General features: G+C 63.3%; 21 protein-coding genes. 14 read left to right on the top strand and 7 right to left on the bottom strand.

Annotation, left to right across the window (positions count from 1 at the left end; genetic code table 11):
* The first annotated feature begins 294 nt into the window (after positions 1–294).
* Positions 295–759: a universal stress protein gene (locus FA94_RS10675; protein WP_035550599.1), complete on the top strand. Its 465-nt coding sequence runs from the start codon at positions 295–297 to the stop codon at positions 757–759.
* Positions 760–786: 27 nt separating this feature from the next.
* Here FA94_RS10675 and FA94_RS10670 read toward each other — a convergent pair whose 3' ends face one another.
* The 3 genes from FA94_RS10670 to lexA all read right to left on the bottom strand — a co-directional run bounded on the left by FA94_RS10670 (position 787) and on the right by lexA (position 2747).
* Positions 787–1470 carry a DUF2939 domain-containing protein gene (locus tag FA94_RS10670; RefSeq protein WP_035550596.1) on the bottom strand — a complete coding sequence of 228 codons (684 nt, stop codon included), beginning with the start codon at positions 1468–1470 and terminating at the stop codon, positions 787–789.
* Positions 1471–1600: 130 nt separating this feature from the next.
* Positions 1601–1957, bottom strand: coding sequence for a hypothetical protein (locus FA94_RS10665; RefSeq protein ID WP_035550593.1), 357 nt, complete (start codon positions 1955–1957; stop codon positions 1601–1603).
* A gap of 139 nt (positions 1958–2096) precedes the next feature.
* Positions 2097–2747 carry a transcriptional repressor LexA gene (gene lexA / locus FA94_RS10660; RefSeq protein ID WP_035550591.1) on the bottom strand — a complete coding sequence of 217 codons (651 nt, stop codon included), beginning with the start codon at positions 2745–2747 and terminating at the stop codon, positions 2097–2099.
* Between the two features lie 313 nt (positions 2748–3060).
* On the opposite strand from lexA, the gene FA94_RS10655 reads away from it, so the two are divergent.
* From FA94_RS10655 to FA94_RS10630, 6 genes are all read left to right on the top strand, one after another.
* On the top strand, positions 3061–4101 hold the full coding sequence (locus FA94_RS10655) for a sulfate ABC transporter substrate-binding protein (RefSeq protein WP_035550588.1): 1041 nt from the start codon (positions 3061–3063) through the stop codon (positions 4099–4101).
* 175 nt (positions 4102–4276) lie between these two features.
* Entirely contained in the window at positions 4277–5173 is an 897-nt protein-coding gene (gene cysT / locus FA94_RS10650) for a sulfate ABC transporter permease subunit CysT (RefSeq protein ID WP_035550584.1), read from the top strand.
* A complete protein-coding gene (gene cysW / locus FA94_RS10645) occupies positions 5170–6213 on the top strand; it encodes a sulfate ABC transporter permease subunit CysW (protein ID WP_081935860.1) in 1044 nt (347 codons plus the stop codon). Before cysT ends, cysW begins: the two co-directional genes overlap by 4 nt.
* Entirely contained in the window at positions 6213–7271 is a 1059-nt protein-coding gene (locus FA94_RS10640; protein WP_035550582.1) for a sulfate/molybdate ABC transporter ATP-binding protein, read from the top strand. The genes cysW and FA94_RS10640 overlap by 1 nt, the downstream gene beginning before the upstream one ends.
* Before the next feature lie 98 nt (positions 7272–7369).
* The gene (locus tag FA94_RS10635; protein WP_035550580.1) at positions 7370–8296 is read left to right on the top strand and encodes a CysB family HTH-type transcriptional regulator; all 927 of its coding nucleotides are present in this window, start codon (positions 7370–7372) and stop codon (positions 8294–8296) included.
* 86 nt (positions 8297–8382) lie between these two features.
* Complete coding sequence (locus FA94_RS10630) at positions 8383–9426, top strand: asparaginase (RefSeq protein WP_035561831.1); 1044 nt, start codon at positions 8383–8385, stop codon at positions 9424–9426.
* 124 nt (positions 9427–9550) lie between these two features.
* Here the strand turns inward: FA94_RS10630 and FA94_RS10625 are convergent, their stop codons facing one another.
* From FA94_RS10625 to gcl, 4 genes are all read right to left on the bottom strand, one after another.
* Positions 9551–9952 carry a DUF3597 domain-containing protein gene (locus tag FA94_RS10625; protein WP_035550577.1) on the bottom strand — a complete coding sequence of 134 codons (402 nt, stop codon included), beginning with the start codon at positions 9950–9952 and terminating at the stop codon, positions 9551–9553.
* 573 nt (positions 9953–10525) lie between these two features.
* A complete protein-coding gene (locus FA94_RS10620) occupies positions 10526–11434 on the bottom strand; it encodes a 2-hydroxy-3-oxopropionate reductase (protein ID WP_035550574.1) in 909 nt (302 codons plus the stop codon).
* A gap of 121 nt (positions 11435–11555) precedes the next feature.
* On the bottom strand, positions 11556–12365 hold the full coding sequence (hyi, locus tag FA94_RS10615) for a hydroxypyruvate isomerase (protein WP_035550572.1): 810 nt from the start codon (positions 12363–12365) through the stop codon (positions 11556–11558).
* Positions 12366–12537: 172 nt separating this feature from the next.
* Complete coding sequence (gene gcl / locus FA94_RS10610; protein WP_035550570.1) at positions 12538–14313, bottom strand: glyoxylate carboligase; 1776 nt, start codon at positions 14311–14313, stop codon at positions 12538–12540.
* A gap of 296 nt (positions 14314–14609) precedes the next feature.
* Between gcl and FA94_RS10605 the strand changes: the two genes are divergently transcribed.
* The 7 genes from FA94_RS10605 to rplI all read left to right on the top strand — a co-directional run bounded on the left by FA94_RS10605 (position 14610) and on the right by rplI (position 19232).
* A complete protein-coding gene (locus FA94_RS10605; RefSeq protein ID WP_035550568.1) occupies positions 14610–15524 on the top strand; it encodes a LysR family transcriptional regulator in 915 nt (304 codons plus the stop codon).
* Between the two features lie 175 nt (positions 15525–15699).
* Entirely contained in the window at positions 15700–16467 is a 768-nt protein-coding gene (locus FA94_RS10600) for an RNA polymerase sigma factor (RefSeq protein WP_035550565.1), read from the top strand.
* Complete coding sequence (locus FA94_RS10595) at positions 16457–17590, top strand: zf-HC2 domain-containing protein (protein WP_035550562.1); 1134 nt, start codon at positions 16457–16459, stop codon at positions 17588–17590. The genes FA94_RS10600 and FA94_RS10595 overlap by 11 nt, the downstream gene beginning before the upstream one ends.
* 156 nt (positions 17591–17746) lie before the next feature.
* Positions 17747–18121: a 30S ribosomal protein S6 gene (gene rpsF, locus FA94_RS10590; RefSeq protein ID WP_035550559.1), complete on the top strand. Its 375-nt coding sequence runs from the start codon at positions 17747–17749 to the stop codon at positions 18119–18121.
* Positions 18122–18174: 53 nt separating this feature from the next.
* A complete protein-coding gene (gene priB, locus FA94_RS10585) occupies positions 18175–18474 on the top strand; it encodes a primosomal replication protein N (RefSeq protein WP_035550556.1) in 300 nt (99 codons plus the stop codon).
* Positions 18475–18476: 2 nt separating this feature from the next.
* Entirely contained in the window at positions 18477–18752 is a 276-nt protein-coding gene (rpsR, locus tag FA94_RS10580) for a 30S ribosomal protein S18 (protein WP_035550554.1), read from the top strand.
* A 27-nt stretch (positions 18753–18779) separates the two neighbouring features.
* Positions 18780–19232 (top strand): 50S ribosomal protein L9, encoded by a 453-nt coding sequence (rplI, locus tag FA94_RS10575; RefSeq protein WP_035550551.1) that lies wholly within the window; start codon positions 18780–18782, stop codon positions 19230–19232.
* Positions 19233–19350 lie beyond the last annotated feature (118 nt).

The following is a 19350-nucleotide window of genomic DNA, read 5'->3' as shown; positions in this document are numbered from 1 at the left end:
AAAGGGCGCGACTGATGCGAATGAGCGCAATGACCGTAATGACCGGGCAGGCTGCCTATTCTAGGACATTGATTGGCCGACGATGCCTGGCACCCGGGCGTCCAGAAGGGCTTTCTTGCACTGCGGCATCAGGTCCCGACGCTGTGCCATTGCGTTGCCATAGTCGTGCCATTGCCGCGCCGTCGCCGTGCGCACCGGTTTAGGGCGCAGTTAGCGTTTTCCATCCCTTGCAAGCTGAATTGCGGCGCACCATGATTGATTCAAAGCGCGCTTTCCGCGCGAAGGGAGAAAATCATGGCGAGCTACCAAAAAATCCTGCTGTGCTACGACGGCTCGCGCGAAGGTCGTAAAGCGCTACGTTGCGGCGCCGATCTCGCGTTGGATCTGAAAGCGGAAACGCATTTGTTATCCGTTGTGGATATGCGCTCGAGTATTGCGCAAAGCGCGGGCCTTCTCACCGACGTGGCGTGTGGCAGCTTCGAAAAATCCGCCCGCGACATTCTGCAGGAAGGCGTGGACTGGCTCACCGAGCGCGGCGTCACTGCGCAAGGGCATTTCGCCTTCGGTCATCCGATCGACGAGATCGCCAATCTCGCTAACGAGTTGAATGTCGATCTCGTGGTGGTTGGCCACCGTTGCCGCACCGGTTTGTCGCGATGGTGGATGGGCGCCGGCAATACGCCGCTGCTCGACCGCATTTCCTGCAGCATTCTGGTGGCGTGCTCTTCCGCGCAGGAGCAGCAGCAAGCGGCAGCTTGATGGGTTGAGCGGGGCGAGCTCAGCGCGTCACGGGTTTAGATCCACCGCGGCCAGCTTCCACGTGAACAACCCCTCGCGCGCGAAGATCGCCGAGTAACGCGCGTCGCCCGCGCCATGCTGGTACGTGACGACGAATTCGTTGAGGCCACTGTAGCCCGCTGTGGTTTGCGGCGGTTGCGGCGGCGTCGCGGCCGTGTTCGCGTTGTTGGCCGCCGCATCGGGCTGGGTTGGCGCTGCGGGTGCTGCGGGTGCTGCCGGCGGTGCCGGTGTCGGCTCAGGCGTCTCAGCCGCGGACGGATGATTCGCCGCGGGTGGCACCGGTGGCCGCTCGCCAGGGTTGCCGCGCGGCGGCATGCCGTTCAGCAACGCGGCCACGCCATCCGGCGTTGCATAAGCATCCACGAGCGGACCCATCAGTGCCACGCCGATCATCGCGCCAATGGCGGCGAGCGGATTGCCGTTGCTGTGCGCGTCGAGCCGGCGCGTCAGCAGGCCGGTCACCTGCTGTTTCAGGCTCTCGCGCAACGCGGGGAAATCGACGTATTGATTGACGGTTTGCGCGTCGCGCGCATCTGCTGCGCGTTTAAGATTGTTCAGCGCGAGATACGGCGACGCATACGCGAAACCTAGCGCGGCAATCACCACGATCACAATTAGCGTAACGATCAGCGGCCGGGTGGCGCTGCTCTTCGTGCGGGTCGAAACAGCCATCGAGTGAGACTCTCTATCAGGTGTGATCTAACGTGGACCGCGGCCACGCCAAAACGATCCCTGATTGATTCCGGTAATGCGAGTGAACAACCGGTTCAGAACAGAACCCGATCGCCTAGAACCGAACCACTCAGCCTTCGAACACCGCGCCGTGCACATTCGCTTCTTCGGCGATGCAACGGTCGATCATGCGGCAGACGGCGTCGACCGTGCCGACCATGATAAGCCGCGACGGCCCGTGATAAACCCGCACCGGCGCGCGCCGCGCCGGCTCCGCCGTATTCAGGCCCGAGTTCAACGACACGCGCGCAAACGCCGGCAACGAAGACGGCAGCGCCGCCTGCAAATTCGACGCCTCGTCGAGCGAATCGAACAGCGAGGGTGTGCTCGCCGTGGATGCCTCGATCAACGAGCAGGGCACCAGCTTGCGCAGATGACGCAGACGACCGAACTGGCGAAAAGGCAGCAAGCGGGCAAGGCGTTCCATGAGTCTCTCCAGGCGATGCAAAGATGATGCAGCGTGAGTACGACGTTGATGCGGGGTGAATGTGGCTCGGGGCGGCGTCAGGACGGCGTTGTCTGAACAAGCCAACGAACCGGCAAACGCCCCAGCACGAGCAAACCGCTTAAAACTCGCCCGGGCGAATCAGCCCGACGGCGATCCCTTCCAGCGCGAATTCCGCGCTGCCGGTTTCAACGAAGATGTTTTCGTAATCGGGATTCTCGGCAATCAGTTCGATGCCGTTCGGCCGGCGCTTCAGGCGCTTGACCGTCACGTCGTCGCCGAGCCGCGCGATGATGATCTGGCCGTCTTTGGCCTCGCTCTTCTTCTGCACGGCGAGCAGGTCGCCGTCGAAGATGCCCGCGTCGCGCATGGACAACCCGCGCACCTTCAGCAGGTAGTCGGGCTTGCTCGAGAACAGCGCCGGATCGCACGCATAGTGCTGCGCGATATGTTCCTGCGCGAGGATCGGGCTACCCGCCGCCACCCGGCCGATCAGCGGCAAGGACAGCTGCATGATGCTCGCGTGCGGCAGCGTGAACTGGTACGGCGAGTCTTCCGACCCACCCAGCAGGCGAATGCCGCGCGATGCGCCGGCCGCGAGTTCGATCACGCCTTTGCGAGCGAGCGCGCGCAGATGCTCTTCTGCGGAGTTCGCGGAGCTGAAGCCCAGCTCCGCGGCGATCTCCGCGCGGGTGGGCGGAAAACCGGTGCGTTCGATGGCCCGGCGGATCAGATCGAAAACCTGCTGCTGTCGTGCGGTGAGTTTGGTCATGGCCACTGTATGTATGAACAGGTGCCTGTATTTTTATACAGTATTCCACGCAATTCAAGCTTTACTTTAAGTTCGTCGCTTCGGGTGCCGCTACAGCGCCGCAAAAGGGCGTTCTAACACCCACTTTCGTGCCGCAACGCCTTACCCAGCTGTCATTACCACTTTTGAGTATTAAAGAATGAAGAAACATTATTTTTAATGATGAAAGCGCTTCGATAGACTGGCCTCCGAGTTGGCGCTCATGTGCACGTGACCGCGACGTAGAACAACACCACACGCTGTTTTAGCGGACCACAACGCGGAGAAAGTTGACATGAACCACCAAGGCACGGGGCTGGCAGGCAAGACCAGAAAAATCATCGCGGCGCTCGCATTGGGCGCGGCCGGGGCGCTCGGCGTGATGGCGCAGGCGCACGCCGCCGACACGACGCTGCTGAACGTCTCCTACGATCCGACTCGCGAGTTGTATCAGGACATCAATCAGGCGTTTGGCAAGGAATGGAAGGCGAAGACCGGCGAGACGATCACCTTCAAGCAGTCGCACGGCGGCTCCGGCGCGCAGGCGCGCTCGGTGCTCGACGGTCTGCAGGCGGACGTGGTGACGCTGGCGCTGGCCTACGACATCGACGCGCTGGCCAGCAAGGGTCTGCTCGACAAGGGCTGGCAGAAACGCTTGCCGGACAACGCGTCGCCGTACACGTCGACGATCGTGTTTCTGGTGCGCAAGGGCAACCCGAAGCACATCAAGGATTGGGACGATCTGATCAAGCCGGGCGTGTCGATCGTGACGCCGAATCCGAAGACCTCGGGCGGCGCGCGCTGGAACTACCTCGCGGCGTGGGCGTATGCCGAACATCAGCCGGGCGGCAACGACCAGAAAGCGAAGGAGTTCGTCGGCAAGCTCTATAAGAATGCCGGCGTGCTGGATTCGGGGGCGCGCGGCGCGACCACCAGCTTCGTGCAACGCGGTATCGGCGACGTGCTGATCGCGTGGGAAAACGAAGCGTTCCTGTCGCTGAAGGAATTCGGTCCGGACAAGTTTGAAATCGTCGTGCCGTCGGTCAGCATTCTGGCCGAGCCGCCGGTCGCCGTGGTGGACAAGGTCGTCGACCGGCACGGCACGCGCAAGGTGGCCGAAGCGTATCTGAACTTCCTGTACAGCGAAGAAGGCCAGGAGATCGCCGCGCGCAACTTCTATCGTCCGCGTTCGAACAAGGTGCCGGCCGAGCTGACCGCCAAGTTTCCGAAGCTGAAGCTGTACACGGTGGACGATTCGTTCGGCGGCTGGACCAACGCGCAGAAGACGCACTTTGCCGACGGCGGCGTGTTCGATTCGATCTACTCGCCGCAATAAGGCCGGCTTGTCCGGTCGATGCGGACGCAACGACGCAACGATGCAGCGATATCGACCGGCCAGCGGCACCGCATGACCCCCGAGCGCGCCCCATGGGCGCGCTTTTGGCCGCCAGGGCCCGGCGGCCGGAATTCGGTCCTCGCAACACCGGCATCAACCTGAACGAGTAACCAGCATGACGACGTTGACCTTCCGAAAACCGAGCGCGTTGCCCGGTTTTGGCTTGACCCTCGGCATCACCGTGGCTTATCTGAGCCTCGTGGTGCTGATTCCGCTGGCGGCGACCTTTCTCAAGACCGCCACGCTCGACTGGGCTCAGTTCGTACGCGCGGTGAGTTCGCCGCGTGTGCTCGCGTCGTATCGCCTGACGTTCTTCTCCGCGCTCGGCGGCGCGCTGATCAACGCGGTGTTCGGCTTTCTGGTCGCGTGGGTGCTGGTGCGTTACACGTTCCCGTTCAAACGCATCGTCGACGCCGTGGTCGATCTGCCGTTCGCGCTGCCGACCTCGGTGGCCGGCATTTCGCTCGCGGCGGTGTACGCGGGCAACGGCTGGATCGGCCAGTTTCTCGAACCGCTCGGCCTGAAGATCGCGTTCACGCCGGCCGGCGTACTGGTCGCGCTGACCTTCATCGGTTTGCCGTTCGTGGTGCGCACGGTGCAGCCGGTGCTCGAAGAGTTCGAACGCGAACAGGAAGAAGCCGCCGCGTGCCTCGGCGCGTCGCGCTGGCTGACGTTTCGCCGCGTCGTGCTGCCCGCCGTGTTTCCCGCGTTGCTGACCGGTTTCGCGCTGGCGTTCGCGCGGGCGCTCGGCGAATACGGCTCGGTGATTTTCATCGCCGGCAATGTACCGATGAAGTCGGAAATCACCTCGCTGCTGATCATCACCAAGCTCGAACAGTACGACTACGCGGGCGCGACCGCGATCGCGGTGGTGATGCTGGTTGTGTCGTTCCTGATGCTGCTGTTCATCAATACCTTGCAATGGTATTTGCAACGCCGCACGGGTCGCGGTGGCGCGGGTCCGGCGCCGGCTGCGGTGAGCGTCGCGGCGATTGGCGGAGGTGCGCAATGAGCCGTCAGTCTGTGAGTGATGTGAACGGTGTGAAGGCCGCGACCTCAAGCGCCGCCGCCGTTGCACCGCGCGCGCCGCTGAACGTGTCGCGCCGCCCCGATCCGGTCACCGAAGCGCCCGTGGTGCGCTGGCTCCTGACCGCCGTCGCGCTGCTGTTTCTCACGCTGTTTCTGGTCGTGCCGCTGGTCGCCGTGTTCTATCAGGCGTTGAGCAAGGGCCTCGGTTTCTATCTGGAATCGCTCGCCGATCCGGACGCGTTGTCGGCGATCAAGCTGACCGTGATCACCGCCGCGATCGCCGTGCCGCTGAATCTCGTGTTCGGCCTCGCGGCGTCGTGGTGTATCGCCAAGTTCGAATTCCGCGGCAAGGCGCTGCTGACCACGCTGATCGATTTGCCGTTCTCGGTCTCGCCGGTGATCTCGGGTCTGATCTATGTGCTGATGTTCGGCGCGCAGGGCTGGTTCGGCCCGTGGTTGATTGACCACAACGTGCAGATCATCTTCGCGGTGCCGGGCATTGTGCTCGCGACGATCTTCGTCACGTTCCCGTTCGTTGCGCGTGAACTGATTCCGCTGATGCAGGCGCAAGGCAACGACGAGGAAGAAGCCGCTCACGTGCTCGGCGCGTCGGGCTGGCAGATCTTCCGCCGCGTCACGCTGCCGAACGTCAAATGGGGCCTGCTGTACGGCGTGATTCTGTGTAACGCGCGGGCGATGGGCGAGTTCGGCGCGGTCTCGGTGGTGTCGGGCCACATTCGCGGCCAGACCGACACGATGCCGTTGCACGTCGAAATTCTCTACAACGAATACAACTTCTCGGCGGCGTTCGCCGTGGCGTCGGTGCTGGCCTTGCTCGCACTCGTCACGCTGGGGCTGAAGCTGCTTGCCGAGCGCCATATGTCGGCGGAACTGTCGGCCGCGCGCGACGTGCCCGCGTATGCCGGTCCTGTCGCGCTGGCCGCTGCCTCGTCGTCATCATCGTCATCGTTCAAGGCAACGCCGGTCTCGCCGCAACACCCGCTCAAGCAAGGAGAGCTGTAATGGGTATCACTGTTCGTAACCTGCAGAAGCGCTTCGGCGATTTCGTCGCGCTCGATAACGTCTCGCTCGACTTTCCGCCGGGTGAACTGGTTGCGCTGCTCGGGCCGTCGGGTTGTGGCAAGACCACCTTGTTGCGCGTGATTGCCGGGCTCGAATACGCGGACGGCGGCCAGGTCGAGCTGCAAGGTCAGGACGTCGCGACGGTCGGTGCGCGCGAACGTGAAGTGGGTTTCGTGTTCCAGCATTACGCGCTGTTCCGTCATATGACGGTGTTCGAGAACGTCGCGTTCGGCTTGCGCGTGAAGCCGCGCAAGGAGCGGCCGTCGGAAGCGGTGATTCGCGAGAAGGTGCATGAACTGCTGAAGCTCGTGCAGCTCGACTGGCTCGCGCAGCGTTATCCGTCGGAATTGTCGGGTGGTCAGCGGCAGCGGATCGCGTTGGCGCGCGCGCTCGCGGTCGAACCGAAAGTGCTGCTGCTCGACGAACCGTTTGGCGCGCTCGACGCGAAGGTGCGCAAGGAGTTGCGTAGCTGGCTGCGGCGCTTGCATGACGATCTGCATATCTCGACGATCTTCGTCACGCACGATCAGGAAGAAGCGCTCGAAGTGGCCGACCGTATCGTCGTGCTGAATCGCGGGCACGTGGAGCAGGTGGGCAGTCCGCAAGATGTGTACGACCATCCGCAAACCTCGTTCGTGTACGAGTTTCTCGGCGCGGCCAACCGTCTGCACGGCAACGTCGATGCGAGCGGTTTCGTGGTGGACGGCGCCGCGTTGCCGGTATCGATCAAGGCCGATTTCAGCGGCCCGGCGTTTGCCTATGTACGGCCGCACGACCTGCAGTTGTATCCGCAAGCGTCCGGGCATCGCGAAGGGATCGTGGTCGACGTGCGGCGCGTGGTGACGCTCGGCGGCTCGGTGCGGGTCGAACTCGCGGGCCGCGAGGGCACGCTGCTCGAAGCCGAGCTGGATCGCGAGTCGTGGCGTGATCTGCAACTGGCGGTCGGCGACGGCGTGACCGCCGTGCCGCGCGCGTTGCGGGTGTTTCCGGCGCAATAGTAGGGCGCCTGTCCGGAGAGCCTGGCAGGCAAGGCATCAAACTCGGTGTTTCAATCAAACTCAAATAACTCAACTCTGGCTGAACCGGAGACATACAGATGAACTTCCAGCAATTGCGCTTCGTGCGCGAGGCCGTGCGTCAGAACATGAACCTGACCGAGGTGGCGAACGTGTTGTACACGTCGCAGTCGGGTGTATCAAAACAGATCAAGGATCTGGAAGACGAACTCGGCGTCGACATTTTCATTCGACGCGGCAAGCGCCTGACAGGTCTCACCGAGCCGGGCAAGGCGGTGCATCAACTGATCGAGCGGATGCTGCTCGATGCGGAAAATCTGCGCCGCGTGGCGCGTCAGTACGCCGATCAGGACAGCGGCCACCTGGTCGTGGCGACCACCCACACGCAGGCGCGTTACGCGTTGCCGAAGGTGATCCGTCAATTCACCGAGGTATTCCCGAAGGTGCATCTGGCGTTGCGCCAGGGCAGTCCGCAACAGATCGCGCAGATGATCATCAACGGCGAAGCGGATATCGGCATCTCGACCGAAGCGCTCGACCGCTTCCCCGATATCGTCACGTTCCCGTGCTACTCGTGGCATCACATCGTGGTCGTGCCGAAGGGGCACCCGCTGGTGGGCCGGTCGAATCTGACGCTCGACGAGATCGCCGAATTCCCGATCATCACGTACGACCAGGATTTCACGGGCCGTTCGCATATCGACCAGGCGTTCGCGAAAGCGGGTGCGTTGACCGACGTCGTGCTGACCGCGATCGATGCCGACGTGATCAAGACTTACGTCGAACTCGGCATGGGGATCGGCGTGGTCGCGGCGATGGCCTACGATCCGAAGCGCGATACCGAACTGGTCGCGCTCGATACGCAGCATCTGTTCGAAGCGAGCACCACGCGGGTCGGTTTGCGCAAGGGCGCGTTCCTGCGCGCATACGCGTACCGGCTGATCGAAATGTTCGCGCCGCAATTGAACGAAGCGGAAATCGCGGCGCAGTTGCGCGAAGCGGTTTAACGCTCATAACCGAAACGAACCGAAACGAACGGACATCCGTTTTTTCACGCATGGCGGCGCGCGGCGCATCGCTTACAATCGCCGCCATGAATACTCTGACTTCCTCTTCCGCCGCGCCTTCGGGCGAAGGCGCTACGCCGCCGTTGCCCTGTATTGCGGTGCTCGCGACCGGCGGCACGATCGCCGGCGCGGCCGCGGACGCCACCAACACCTCCGGTTACCAGGCCGGTGTGGTCGGCGTCGAGCAACTGCTTTCCGTGGTGCCGGCGTTGTCCACGGTGGCGCGCATCGCGCCCGAGCAGATTGCCAGCGTCGACAGCAAAGACATGACCATGCCGTTGTGGACCACGCTCGCACAGCGCATCAACACGCTTCTGGCGACCGACGGGATCGACGGCGTGGTGATCACGCACGGCACCGATACGCTCGAAGAAACCGCCTACCTGCTGCATCTGACCGTCAAGTCGGATAAGCCGGTGGTGCTGACCGCGGCCATGCGTCCGGCGTCGGCGCTGTCGGCCGACGGTCCGTTGAACCTGCTGAACGCGGTGACCGTCGCGGCGCATACGGGCTCGCGCGGGCAGGGCGTGCTGGTGGCCTTCAACAACAAGATTCACAGCGCACGCGACGTCGTCAAGACGAGCACCTACGCGGTGGACGCGTTCCAGTCGCCCGAGATCGGCGCGCTCGGTTGGGTGCAGGACGGCCGGGTCGAATTCCAGCGTGCCGTGGTGCGGCCGCATACGCTGGCAACCGAATTCGTGATCGGGCCGAAGTGGCCGCATGTCGAGATCGTCGCAAGCTACGCGGGCGTGTCGCGAATCGCGGTGGATGCGCTGGTGGCCGCCGGCGTGCGCGGTATCGTCGTGGCGGGCACGGGCAACGGTTCGATTCACATGTCGATGCAGCAGGCACTTGCCGACGCAGCGTCGCAGGGCGTCGCGGTGGTGCGTTCGTCGCGTGTGGGATCGGGGCATGTAATGCGCAACGGCGCGGCGGCCGACGACGCGCTCGGTTTCATCAGCGCGGGTTCGCTGAATCCGTACAAGGCGCGCGTGCTGCTGATGCTGGCGCTTGCCGCAGGCGGCACGGGGCCGGTGGCGCTGCAGAAGACGTTCGATACGTACTGATTGATTGCGGATTGCGCGCTGGGCGACGCAGCGCAGATGAAGCTTCAATGACAACGCGGCGCCCGGTTAAGAACCGGGCGCCGCGTTGTTGTTTCTGCTTAAGCTTGATTCGACGAGCGGGCGCTTAGGCCGCCAGATCCGGCGGCAACTTGCCGCCATTCGCCGCGAGCGCCTGCATCACCTGTTTATGCAGCCAGATGTTCATGCTTGCCGAGTCGTTCGTGTCGCCGGTGTACTTCAATTCCTGGGCGAGCTGCTTGCGATGCTCGAGGCTGCTGTCGACGCCGAGCGCCTTCAGCGTGTCGACGATCGACGTGCGCCAGTTCAGCGTCTGGCCGCTCTCGCTCACGAACTGGTCCATGACCGCCGCGACGTCGACGTCGGCCAGCGGGGCGGGCGCCGGTGCGGCGTCCGGCGCGGCAGCTTGCGCGGCGGCCGGATCCGGGGTCGGCTCAACCGCGGGCGCAGGCTGATCGGGCTTCGCTTTGCCGAAGAGCTTGTTGACGATGTCACCAAAGATACTCATTCTGAATCCTTTGCAGAGGGGTTACTGGCGCAAGCAGTCTTCGCTCACGGGTTGAACACTGGTTGCGAAACGGGCGAATAAAACAGAGGCCCGCGTTGCCGCGTGTGGCAAGCTGCACGCGAACGCAGAGCCGCCGGCAACCAGACTCAACGAGTGTAGGAGAAAAGCACGGACCGATGTGTCAAATAAGGTCGTGAAGAGAGGAGGGAGTTGCAAGCAAATGAAAGCGGGCTTGCGACTGGACCTGCAGCCCATCAGGCGGAGGCAAGCGCACGCCGAGGGTTGAACTCAGCGGCGCGCGGGCGGTGTGCGTGATGCACCCGCTGCGAGAGATTGGCTGAAAAAGCATAAGCATGAAATCCGACAGCCGGACACCCGACGACGACGTCTGACCGACCAAGGCTTCCCCGGCGCCGCCGGGTGCCGCTGCGGACCCCACTTGCCGCTCTCAGCCCAGAGCGGCACGATTTGCCCGTTCCGCCGTGCATGTGCACGACGAACCGGGCGCCCCACCTGCGATCGTCACGACGTTGCGAACGCAACCATCACGACGATCTGTAACGACAATCCCTATTACGCAGCCTTGGCTTCGCTACCCGGCGCTTGCGCGACTTCGTAGTTCGCCATGATTTCCAGCGCGCGCACCATGGCCGAGTGATCCCATGCCTTGCCGCCGTTTGCCGCGCACACGCTGAACAGTTGCTGCGCGCTCGCCGTATGCGGCAGCGCGATACCCAGCTTGCGTGCGCCGTCGAGTGCCAGGTTCAGATCCTTCTGGTGCAGTTCGATGCGGAAGCCCGGATCGAACGTGCGCTTCGTCATACGCTCGCCGTGTACTTCGAGAATCCGCGACGAGGCGAAGCCGCCCATCAGCGCTTTACGGACACGCTCCGGATCGGCACCCGAACGCGATGCGAACAGCAGTGCTTCAGCCACGGCTTCGATGTTCAGCGCGACGATGATCTGGTTCGCGACCTTGCAGGTTTGACCCGCGCCGTTGTCGCCGATCAGCGAGATGTTCTTGCCCATCAGTTCGAACAGCGGCTTGGCCAGCGCGAATGCCTTTTCCGGGCCGCCCACCATGATCGTCAGCGTCGCTTCGCGCGCACCGACTTCGCCGCCGGACACCGGCGCATCCAGGTAGTCCGCGCCCAGCGCGTTGATCTTCTTCGCGAAGGCCTGCGTGTCGAGCGGGGAGATCGAGCTCATGTCGATCACCAGCTTGCCTTGCGTGAGGCCGGCAGCGACGCCGTCGTCGGCGAACAGCACGTTGGCGACGTCAGGCGTGTCCGGCACCATGATGATGACGATGTCGGCAGCTTGCGCGACGGCGGTCGAATCAGCGACCACGCTCGTCGTTTTGCTCAGATCTTCCGGCACCGGATACGCGCCGTTCACGAACAGCGTGTGACCGCCCTTGATGAGGTTGCGCGCCATGTGCGCGCCCATGATGCCGAGGCCGATAAAACCGATCTTTGCCATGTGTCTGAATCTCCAGTGTTGTTTGGGGTGCCCCGTTGCGGGGCTGCCCAAGGGAGCGTCCCTCGGGCGTCATGCGCCTGATGCCGCTCGTTGAGGCCTCGTGCGTCAGGCCTCGAAGCGCTCAGGCAGCGGCGTGAGCTGCGCCGCGGGTCTGCCCGGCCACGCTCTGCACCCAGCCGAGGCCGGCAGCAGTGGTGGTGCGCGGCTTGTATTCGCAACCGACGTAACCGTCGTAGCCAAGCGAATCGAGCAGATTGAACAGGAACGGGTAGTTGATTTCGCCGGTGCCCGGTTCGTTACGGCCCGGGTTGTCGGCGAGCTGGATGTGCGCGATCTGCGGCAGGTTCTTCCTGATGGTCGCCGCGAGTTCGCCTTCCATCCGTTGCATGTGATAGATATCGTATTGCAGGAACAGGTTGTCCGAACCGACTGCGTTGATCACGTCGAGGCCTTCGCCCGAACGGTTCAGCGCGAAGCCCGGAATGTCGTACGAGTTGCACGGTTCGACCAGCAGCTTGATGCCGGCTTTCTTCAGTTCGCCGGCGGCGAAGCGCAGGTTCTCGACGATGGTCGAGCGCGCTTTGTCCGCATCCACGCCTGCCGTCGGAATGCCGACGAGGCAGTTCAGTTGCGGCACTTTCAGGGCGCTCGCGTATTCGATTGCGCGGCCCACGCCTTCCTGGAATTCGCCGACGCGATCGGGCAGGCACGCGATCCCGCGTTCGCCCGCTTCCCAGTTGCCCGCGGGCAGGTTATGCAGGACCAGCTTCAGGCGGTTCTGTTGCAGACGTTCGCTCAGTTCGGCGATCTGGTACGGATACGGGAACAGGAATTCGACGGCGTGGAAGCCCGCGTCCGCAGCGGCCGCGAAGCGGTCGAGGAACGGGACTTCGTTGAATAGCATGGTGAGATTCGCTGCAAATTTCGGCATGGTGCGTCTGTCTCTCTGGTCGGTCAGTGGAATAACTTCGTGCAGCTTGTGGCGTGTCGTGCGATGTGGCGCGTCGTGCGGCGATCAGGCGGCGCGTTGCGGTGATGCACCGCCGCGCTGCCCAATCGTCCTCACGTCATTTCATCTACTTCTACTTACAGCGTCACGCAGTTCAGTCGAGCATGCTGATCGCGGTCGGCGCGTCTTCGCGCTTCTCGGCCAGTTCTTCGAACTCGTTGATCGCGTCGATCTCGGTGCCCATCGAAATGTTGGTCACGCGTTCCAGAATCACTTCGACGATCACCGGCACGCTGAACTCGGAGAGCATCGACTGCGCTTTCAACAGCGCCGGCTTCAGGTCTTCCGGCTTGTGCACGCGGATCGCCTTGCAACCCAGGCCTTCGGCAACGGCCACGTGGTCCACACCGTAGCCGTTCGTTTCCGGCGCGTTGATGTTCTCGAAACCGAGCTGCACGCAGAAGTCCATGTCGAACGCGCGCTGCGCCTGACGGATCAGGCCGAGGTACGAGTTGTTCACCACCACGTGCACATACGGCAGCTTGAATTGCGCGCCCGCGGCCAGTTCTTCGATCATGAACTGGAAGTCGTAGTCGCCCGAGAGCGCCACGATCTGACGTTGAGGATCGGCTGCGCGCACACCCAGCGCTGCCGGAATCGTCCAGCCGAGCGGGCCGGCCTGGCCGCAGTTGATCCAGTTGCGCGCCTTGTAGACGTGCAGGAATTGCGCGCCGGCGATCTGCGACAGACCGATCGTGCTCACGTAGCACGTATCGCGGCCGAACACCTGGTTCATCTCTTCGTAGACGCGCTGCGGCTTCATCGGCACGTTGTCGAAGTGGGTCTTGCGCTGCATCGTCTGCTTGCGTTGCTGGCAATCTGCAACCCACGCGCTACGATCCTTCAGCTTGCCGGCGGCCTTCCATTCCTGCGCCACTTCGATGAACAGTTCCAGCGCGGCCTTCGCGTCCGACACGATGCCGAGGTCCGGGCCGAACACACGGCCGATCTGCGTCGGTTCGATGTCCACGTGCACGAACTTACGACCCTTCGTGTACACCTCGACGCTACCCGTGTGACGGTTCGCCCAGCGGTTGCCGATACCGAGCACGAAGTCGGAAGCGAGCATCGTCGCGTTGCCGTAGCGGTGCGAGGTTTGCAGACCGACCATGCCGGCCATCAGCGGATGGTCGTCGGGAATCGCGCCCCACGACATCAGCGTCGGGATCACCGGCACGCCGACGGTTTCCGCGAAGGTCACGAGCAGGTCTTCAGCGGCTGCGTTCAGCACGCCGCCACCCGAAACGATCAGCGGTTTTTCCGCGTCGTTGAGGAACGTCAGTGCGGCTTCGATCTGCTTGCGCGACGCTTTCGGCTTGTAGACCGGCAGCGGTTCGTACGTGTCGATGTCGAATTCGATTTCGGCGAGCTGCACGTCGATCGGCAGGTCGACCAGCACCGGACCCGGACGGCCCGAGCGCATCAGGTGGAATGCCTGCTGGAACACGCGCGGCACCAGCGCCGGTTCACGCACGGTGACGGCCCACTTGGTGACGGGCTTGGCGATCGATTCGATATCGACGGCCTGGAAGTCTTCCTTGTACAGACGCGCACGCGGCGCCTGGCCCGTGATAGCCAGAATAGGAATCGAGTCGGCCTGAGCGGAATACAAACCGGTGATCATGTCGGTGCCGGCGGGGCCCGACGTGCCGATACACACGCCGATGTTGCCCGGCTGAGCGCGCGTATAGCCTTCGGCCATGTGCGACGCACCTTCGACGTGACGCGCCAGCACGTGGCTGATGTTGCCTGCCTTGCGCATGGCCGAGTAGAACGGGTTGATCGCGGCGCCCGGTACACCGAACGCGGTGTCGATACCTTCTTTTTCGAGCACCAGCACAGCTGCGTCGACGGCTCTCATCTTGGCCATGAATGTCTCCTGAATGTCTGGAAATTGGCGAACTAAGGGTGTTGAACGCACTGTAGGCCTGACCTAAAGGTTTGATAAGATCAGTCCGGGTCGCTTATTTCGAAACAAAAAGTATCGAATCGCAGCGGCGCGCGGGCGCTTGCGTGGTTGAGCGGCGCGGGACCGCGCAGGGCTGCGGCAAGGTGTCGCGCTGCGGGCCGGTGCGTGGTTCAGGCCCTTGAGACAAGACCGCAACGGGTTTGCATCAGACCCGGGGTAAGTGCTGAAGCGCGGCCCCGGGTCGACAGGAGACAAAGATGGATCGCTTCAAACAGATCGAAACCTTCGTGCGCGTGGCGGACGCCGGCAGCCTCGCGGCGGCCGCGCTGGAAGAAGGTGTGTCGCCGGTGATTCTGGGGCGACGCATCGACGCGCTGGAAAAGCGCCTTGGCGTGAAGCTGATGTATCGCTCGACGCGTCGCCTGGTGGTGAGCGAAGACGGCGCCGCGTTTCTGGAGCGCTGCCGTGGCCTGCTGACCGAATGGGATCAGGCGGAAAACGAGTTGAGCGCCGGGCGGCGCGCGGTGAACGGCCACCTGATCGTGTCCGCGCCGGCGGCATTCGGCCGCAAACACGTCGCGCCGCTCGCGCCGGACTTTCTCGCCGACAAGCCGGAATTGCAGGTGTCGTTCAATCTGACCGACCGCGTGGTCGACCTGGTGCGCGAGGGCTACGACCTGTCGATCCGGATCGGCGGCGCGGTCGATCCGAACTTCGTCGCGGTGAAACTGGCGACCAACCGGCGCGTGGTGTGCGGCACGCCCGACTATTTCCGCCGCCACGGCAAGCCGAAAACCCTCGAAGACCTGCCGCAGCACAACTGCCTCGCGTTCAATCTGCAAGGCGGTCAGAACCGCGGCTGGTACTTTCGCCGTAACGGCAAACTGGCGACCGTGCGGGTGGGCGGCACGCTCGATTGCAACGACGGCGAATTGCTGCATCGCTGGGTGTCGGAAGGGCTCGGGCTCGGCTGGCGCTCCACGTGGGAGATCCAGCAGCAACTGGCGCGCGGCGAGCTGGAAACCGTGCTCGACGAGTTCGCGCTGCCCGACTACGACATTCTCGCGGTGTATCCGCAGCAGCGGTATGTGCCGGCCAAGGTGCGGTATTTCATCGATTATCTGAAAGAGGTGTACGCCAGCGAGGATTACTGGAACCGGGCGGCTTATTAGCGGTTTGTTAGCGGCTTATTCGTAGCTGGCCGGCATCGGCGCGCGCTGTTTGTCTTCTTATTTAGCGGTTTCGCTGTCGACGCGGGAATAAACTCGGCCTGTCGCCGGTTATGTGGTTATGAACGCCTCACGCCACGCCACGATTCGCCTAGCTGCAATGCCCTGGAGGGCCCAGGTGGTCCAGACCGATTCAGACGCCGCGCGCGCGCACGGCGATGCGGATTCCGCAACCGATGCCGCCAGGAGCCGCCGTTTCCAGCAGCTCGCGCTGCCGCATCTGGATGCGGCGTACAACCTCGCGCGCTGGCTGTGCGGCAACGGCAGCGACGCCGACGACATCGTCCAGGAAGCCTTCATGCGGGCGTTCCGTTTTTTTGACACGTTTCGCGGCGACACCGCTCGGCCCTGGCTGCTGGCGATCGTGCGACGCACCTGGTACACGGAATGGCGGCGGCGCGCGTCGTCGCACGAAACGGTCGAGTTCGACGACACCATGGACGACACCGCGTTCGAGGGCTGGAGCGTCGGCGGTGCGGATCCGCAAGCGCTGCTGATCCGCGACGAGGATGCGAAGCGCGTGCACGAGGCGCTGGCGCTGTTGCCGGTTGAGTATCGGGAGGTGCTGATCCTGCGCGAACTGGAAGAAATGGGCTACCGCGAGATCGCGATCGTGGCCGATGTGCCGATCGGCACGGTGATGTCGCGGCTCGCGCGGGGGCGGCGCAAGCTGGCCGCGCTGTTGACGGCGGCGCCGGGTGGGGTTGGTGCTTCGGGCGGTGGTTCAGGCGGCGCTTCGGGTGCTGCTTCGGGTGCCGCTTCGGTCTGCGCTTCAGCCACCGCTTCTGCCACCATCACGCCGCTGCGGGCATCCGCCAACGGACGGCCACTCAATAACCCCGGCGGCAACGCCGGCCACGCTCAGGAGACGCCAGATGGACTGTAACGAAGCACGGCCGCTCCTCGATGCGAACGCCGATCATGAATTGCCCGCGCCGGATGCGCGGCGTGTCCAGCAGCATATCGAGAGCTGCGAGGCCTGCCGGCGTGAGAGCGAGAATCTGGGCGCGTTGCGGGGCGCATTGCGGGCGGCGACTTATCATCGCGCGCCGCAGTCGCTGCGAGCGCGAATTCTGGCTGGCTTGCCGGCGATGGAGGGGGCTGTCGCAGCGGCTGAGCCTCTGACGGCGAACGGCGGAGCGGACATTGCGATTGGACAGCCGCTAACGTCAACCGAAAGGCCGGGAGCCGTGAACGAACAGCAGCTAACGGCGACCGCCCGGCCGGGCGCCGTGAGCGAAGGGCCGGCCACGGCGGCAGACGATCTGGGCGCAACGGGCCAGCAGCCGGACCGCGCGATGGACGCCGGCAAGGCGCCGTCACGTCCGCGCCGTCGGCGGAACTGGTTTGCCGGCTGGCTGGATGGCTGGCGTCTGCCGTCCGGCGGCTTCGGCCAGCCGATCGGCATGGGCGGTGCGGGCGGTGGGAGGGGCGCGTCCCGCTTGCTCGCGCCGGGCTGGCTTGCCGCGCTGGCCGTCGCGCTGTGCGCTGGAGCCGCGTTGGTGACCCTGAACCTGAGCCGTCCCGCCGACCTCTCGCCCTTCGCCGATGAGCTGGTGGAAAGCCACGTGCGCGCGCAGGTCTCCGGCCGCGACATCGACGTGATTTCCACGGACAAGCACACGGTCAAACCGTGGTTCAACGGCCGGTTGGACTATTCGCCGCCGGTCGAAGACCTCGCGGCGAGCGGCTTTCCGCTGGAGGGCGGGCGGCTGGACTACCTCGCGCATCAGCGGGTGGGCGTGCTGGTGTACCACTACCGCAAGCATGTGATCGACGTGTACGTCTTTCCGCAGGCGGGTTCCGGCGGCCCGGGCCGCAGCACGGAAGGCGCCGCGCCCACGGCCCCCGCGACGCTCGAGCGCGAAGGCTACTCGATCGCCCACTGGAACGCGGCGGGCATGACCTGGTGGGCGATCACCGACGCCGCGCCGGATGCGTTGACCGGTCTGGAAGCGGCGCTGAAAGCGCGCCTCCAGTCGGGCAGCGAACGTTCGGAGGGCAGTTGACGACTAAACCCTTGAAAACACACCCGATTCGGGCCGCGGATTAACGGGATATCTTGCAACCCGGCCCCATTCGGGTTACACTCTTTGGCTTCTCACTTGCCACACCGGTTCGACGCCCGGGTGGCTTAAATCCATAAGTCAGCACAAGGAGTGAATATGCGTCATTACGAAATCGTCTTTATCGTGCACCCGGATCAAAGCGAGCAAGTGCCCGCAATGATCGAGCGTTACAAGTCCACGATCACCTCGCACGGTGGCCAGATCCACCGTATCGAAGACTGGGGCCGTCGCCAACTGGCCTACATGATCGAGAAACTCGCTAAGGCTCACTACGTCTGCATGAACATCGAATGCGATCAAACCACGCTCGACGAGCTGGAACACGCATTCAAGTTCAACGACGCTGTTCTGCGTCACCTCATCGTCAAGCTGAAGAAGGCCGAAACCGGCCCGTCGCCGATGATGAAGGAAGTGCAGCGCGAAGAAGCCAAGAAGTCGGCTGCTACGCAACCGTCCGAAGCGCAGGCTTAAGACACACTATTTAAGCTACCAGAGACTCCAGCGTCGCTTTTGCCCAAGGCTCCATGAATCGGCTGCAACTTACGGCCAGCGTCGTCGAACGCGAACCGGTGCGGTATACCCCCGCCGGCGTTCCGATTGCAGGTTGCACGTTGCACCACCGCACGGAAGTCGTCGAAGCCGGTATTACCCGGCAAGTCGAACTGACCATGCAGGCGGTAGCGGCAGGCGAGGCGAGCGGTAAGCTCGAAAGCTGTCAGATGGGCGTGGAAACGCTCTTCACCGGCTTTCTGGCAAAAAAGCACCGCAACGCAAGAACTCTGGTATTTCACATCACAGCATTGCAGGACATTGGAAAGGACTGAACATGCCCCGCCCGACTGGTAAGAAATTCGACAAGCGTCGTCAGCAACAAAATCCGCTCTTCAAGCGCAAGAAGTTCTGCCGTTTCACGGCCGCGAATGTCGATCACATCGACTACAAGGACCTCGACACGCTGAAGGACTTCATCGGCGAAAACGGCAAGATCACGCCGGCGCGTCTCACGGGTACGAAGTCGCATTATCAACGCCAGCTGGATACGGCAATCAAGCGCGCACGTTTCCTCGCGCTGGTGCCGTACACCGACCAGCACAAGGCCTAACCCGACGACGCGATAAGGAGCATCCGAATGCAAATCATTCTTCTGGAAAAAGTCGTCAATCTGGGTAACCTGGGCGATATCGTGAAGGTTAAGGACGGTTACGCACGTAACTTCCTGATCCCGAACAAGCAAGCTCGCCGTGCAACGAAGGAAGCTTTGGCTGAATTCGAAGTTCGCCGCGCTGAACTCGAAAAGATCGCCGCTGAGAAGCTGGCGGCCGCTACGGCCCAAGGCGAAAAGCTGGCAGGCTCGACGGTTCAGATCAACCAGAAGGCCGGTGTTGATGGTCGTCTGTTTGGTTCGGTGACGAACGCCGACATCGCTGACGCACTGGTCAAGCAAGGCTTCGCAGTGGAAAAGGCGCAAGTGCGTCTGCCGGAAGGCCCGCTGAAGCTGGTTGGCGAGCACGCAGTTCAAGTTTCGCTGCACACCGACGTTCTCGTCGATGTGACGGTGGCTGTGATCGGCGAACACGTCTAAGCATCAAAGTCGTATTGGCCAGGAAGTTGCTGGCAAAAGGCAGGGGCCGGGTGACCGGCCCCTGTTTTTTTTGTGCCCGTTTTTTAGTTTTCTCGCTGCCCGCAGCCGCCTGATTTAC

It is taken from the genome of Burkholderia sp. 9120, from assembly GCF_000745015.1.
GTDB lineage: Bacteria > Pseudomonadota > Gammaproteobacteria > Burkholderiales > Burkholderiaceae > Paraburkholderia.
The sequence above is the reverse complement of the archived record's forward strand: the minus strand, read 5'-3'. Positions and strand labels throughout refer to the sequence as shown.

Excerpts from the sequence above, each read along its gene's own strand:
- FA94_RS10675 (WP_035550599.1), top strand. The coding sequence starts at position 295 with ATGGCGAGCTACCAAAAAATCCTGCTGTGCTACGACGGCTCGCGCGAA.
- FA94_RS10670 (WP_035550596.1), bottom strand. The coding sequence starts at position 1,470 with ATGGCTGTTTCGACCCGCACGAAGAGCAGCGCCACCCGGCCGCTGATC.
- FA94_RS10665 (WP_035550593.1), bottom strand. The coding sequence starts at position 1,957 with ATGGAACGCCTTGCCCGCTTGCTGCCTTTTCGCCAGTTCGGTCGTCTG.
- lexA (WP_035550591.1), bottom strand. The coding sequence starts at position 2,747 with ATGACCAAACTCACCGCACGACAGCAGCAGGTTTTCGATCTGATCCGC.
- FA94_RS10655 (WP_035550588.1), top strand. The coding sequence starts at position 3,061 with ATGAACCACCAAGGCACGGGGCTGGCAGGCAAGACCAGAAAAATCATC.
- cysT (WP_035550584.1), top strand. The coding sequence starts at position 4,277 with ATGACGACGTTGACCTTCCGAAAACCGAGCGCGTTGCCCGGTTTTGGC.
- cysW (WP_081935860.1), top strand. The coding sequence starts at position 5,170 with ATGAGCCGTCAGTCTGTGAGTGATGTGAACGGTGTGAAGGCCGCGACC.
- FA94_RS10640 (WP_035550582.1), top strand. The coding sequence starts at position 6,213 with ATGGGTATCACTGTTCGTAACCTGCAGAAGCGCTTCGGCGATTTCGTC.
- FA94_RS10635 (WP_035550580.1), top strand. The coding sequence starts at position 7,370 with ATGAACTTCCAGCAATTGCGCTTCGTGCGCGAGGCCGTGCGTCAGAAC.
- FA94_RS10630 (WP_035561831.1), top strand. The coding sequence starts at position 8,383 with ATGAATACTCTGACTTCCTCTTCCGCCGCGCCTTCGGGCGAAGGCGCT.
- FA94_RS10625 (WP_035550577.1), bottom strand. The coding sequence starts at position 9,952 with ATGAGTATCTTTGGTGACATCGTCAACAAGCTCTTCGGCAAAGCGAAG.
- FA94_RS10620 (WP_035550574.1), bottom strand. The coding sequence starts at position 11,434 with ATGGCAAAGATCGGTTTTATCGGCCTCGGCATCATGGGCGCGCACATG.
- hyi (WP_035550572.1), bottom strand. The coding sequence starts at position 12,365 with ATGCCGAAATTTGCAGCGAATCTCACCATGCTATTCAACGAAGTCCCG.
- gcl (WP_035550570.1), bottom strand. The coding sequence starts at position 14,313 with ATGGCCAAGATGAGAGCCGTCGACGCAGCTGTGCTGGTGCTCGAAAAA.
- FA94_RS10605 (WP_035550568.1), top strand. The coding sequence starts at position 14,610 with ATGGATCGCTTCAAACAGATCGAAACCTTCGTGCGCGTGGCGGACGCC.
- FA94_RS10595 (WP_035550562.1), top strand. The coding sequence starts at position 16,457 with ATGGACTGTAACGAAGCACGGCCGCTCCTCGATGCGAACGCCGATCAT.
- rpsF (WP_035550559.1), top strand. The coding sequence starts at position 17,747 with ATGCGTCATTACGAAATCGTCTTTATCGTGCACCCGGATCAAAGCGAG.
- priB (WP_035550556.1), top strand. The coding sequence starts at position 18,175 with ATGAATCGGCTGCAACTTACGGCCAGCGTCGTCGAACGCGAACCGGTG.
- rpsR (WP_035550554.1), top strand. The coding sequence starts at position 18,477 with ATGCCCCGCCCGACTGGTAAGAAATTCGACAAGCGTCGTCAGCAACAA.
- rplI (WP_035550551.1), top strand. The coding sequence starts at position 18,780 with ATGCAAATCATTCTTCTGGAAAAAGTCGTCAATCTGGGTAACCTGGGC.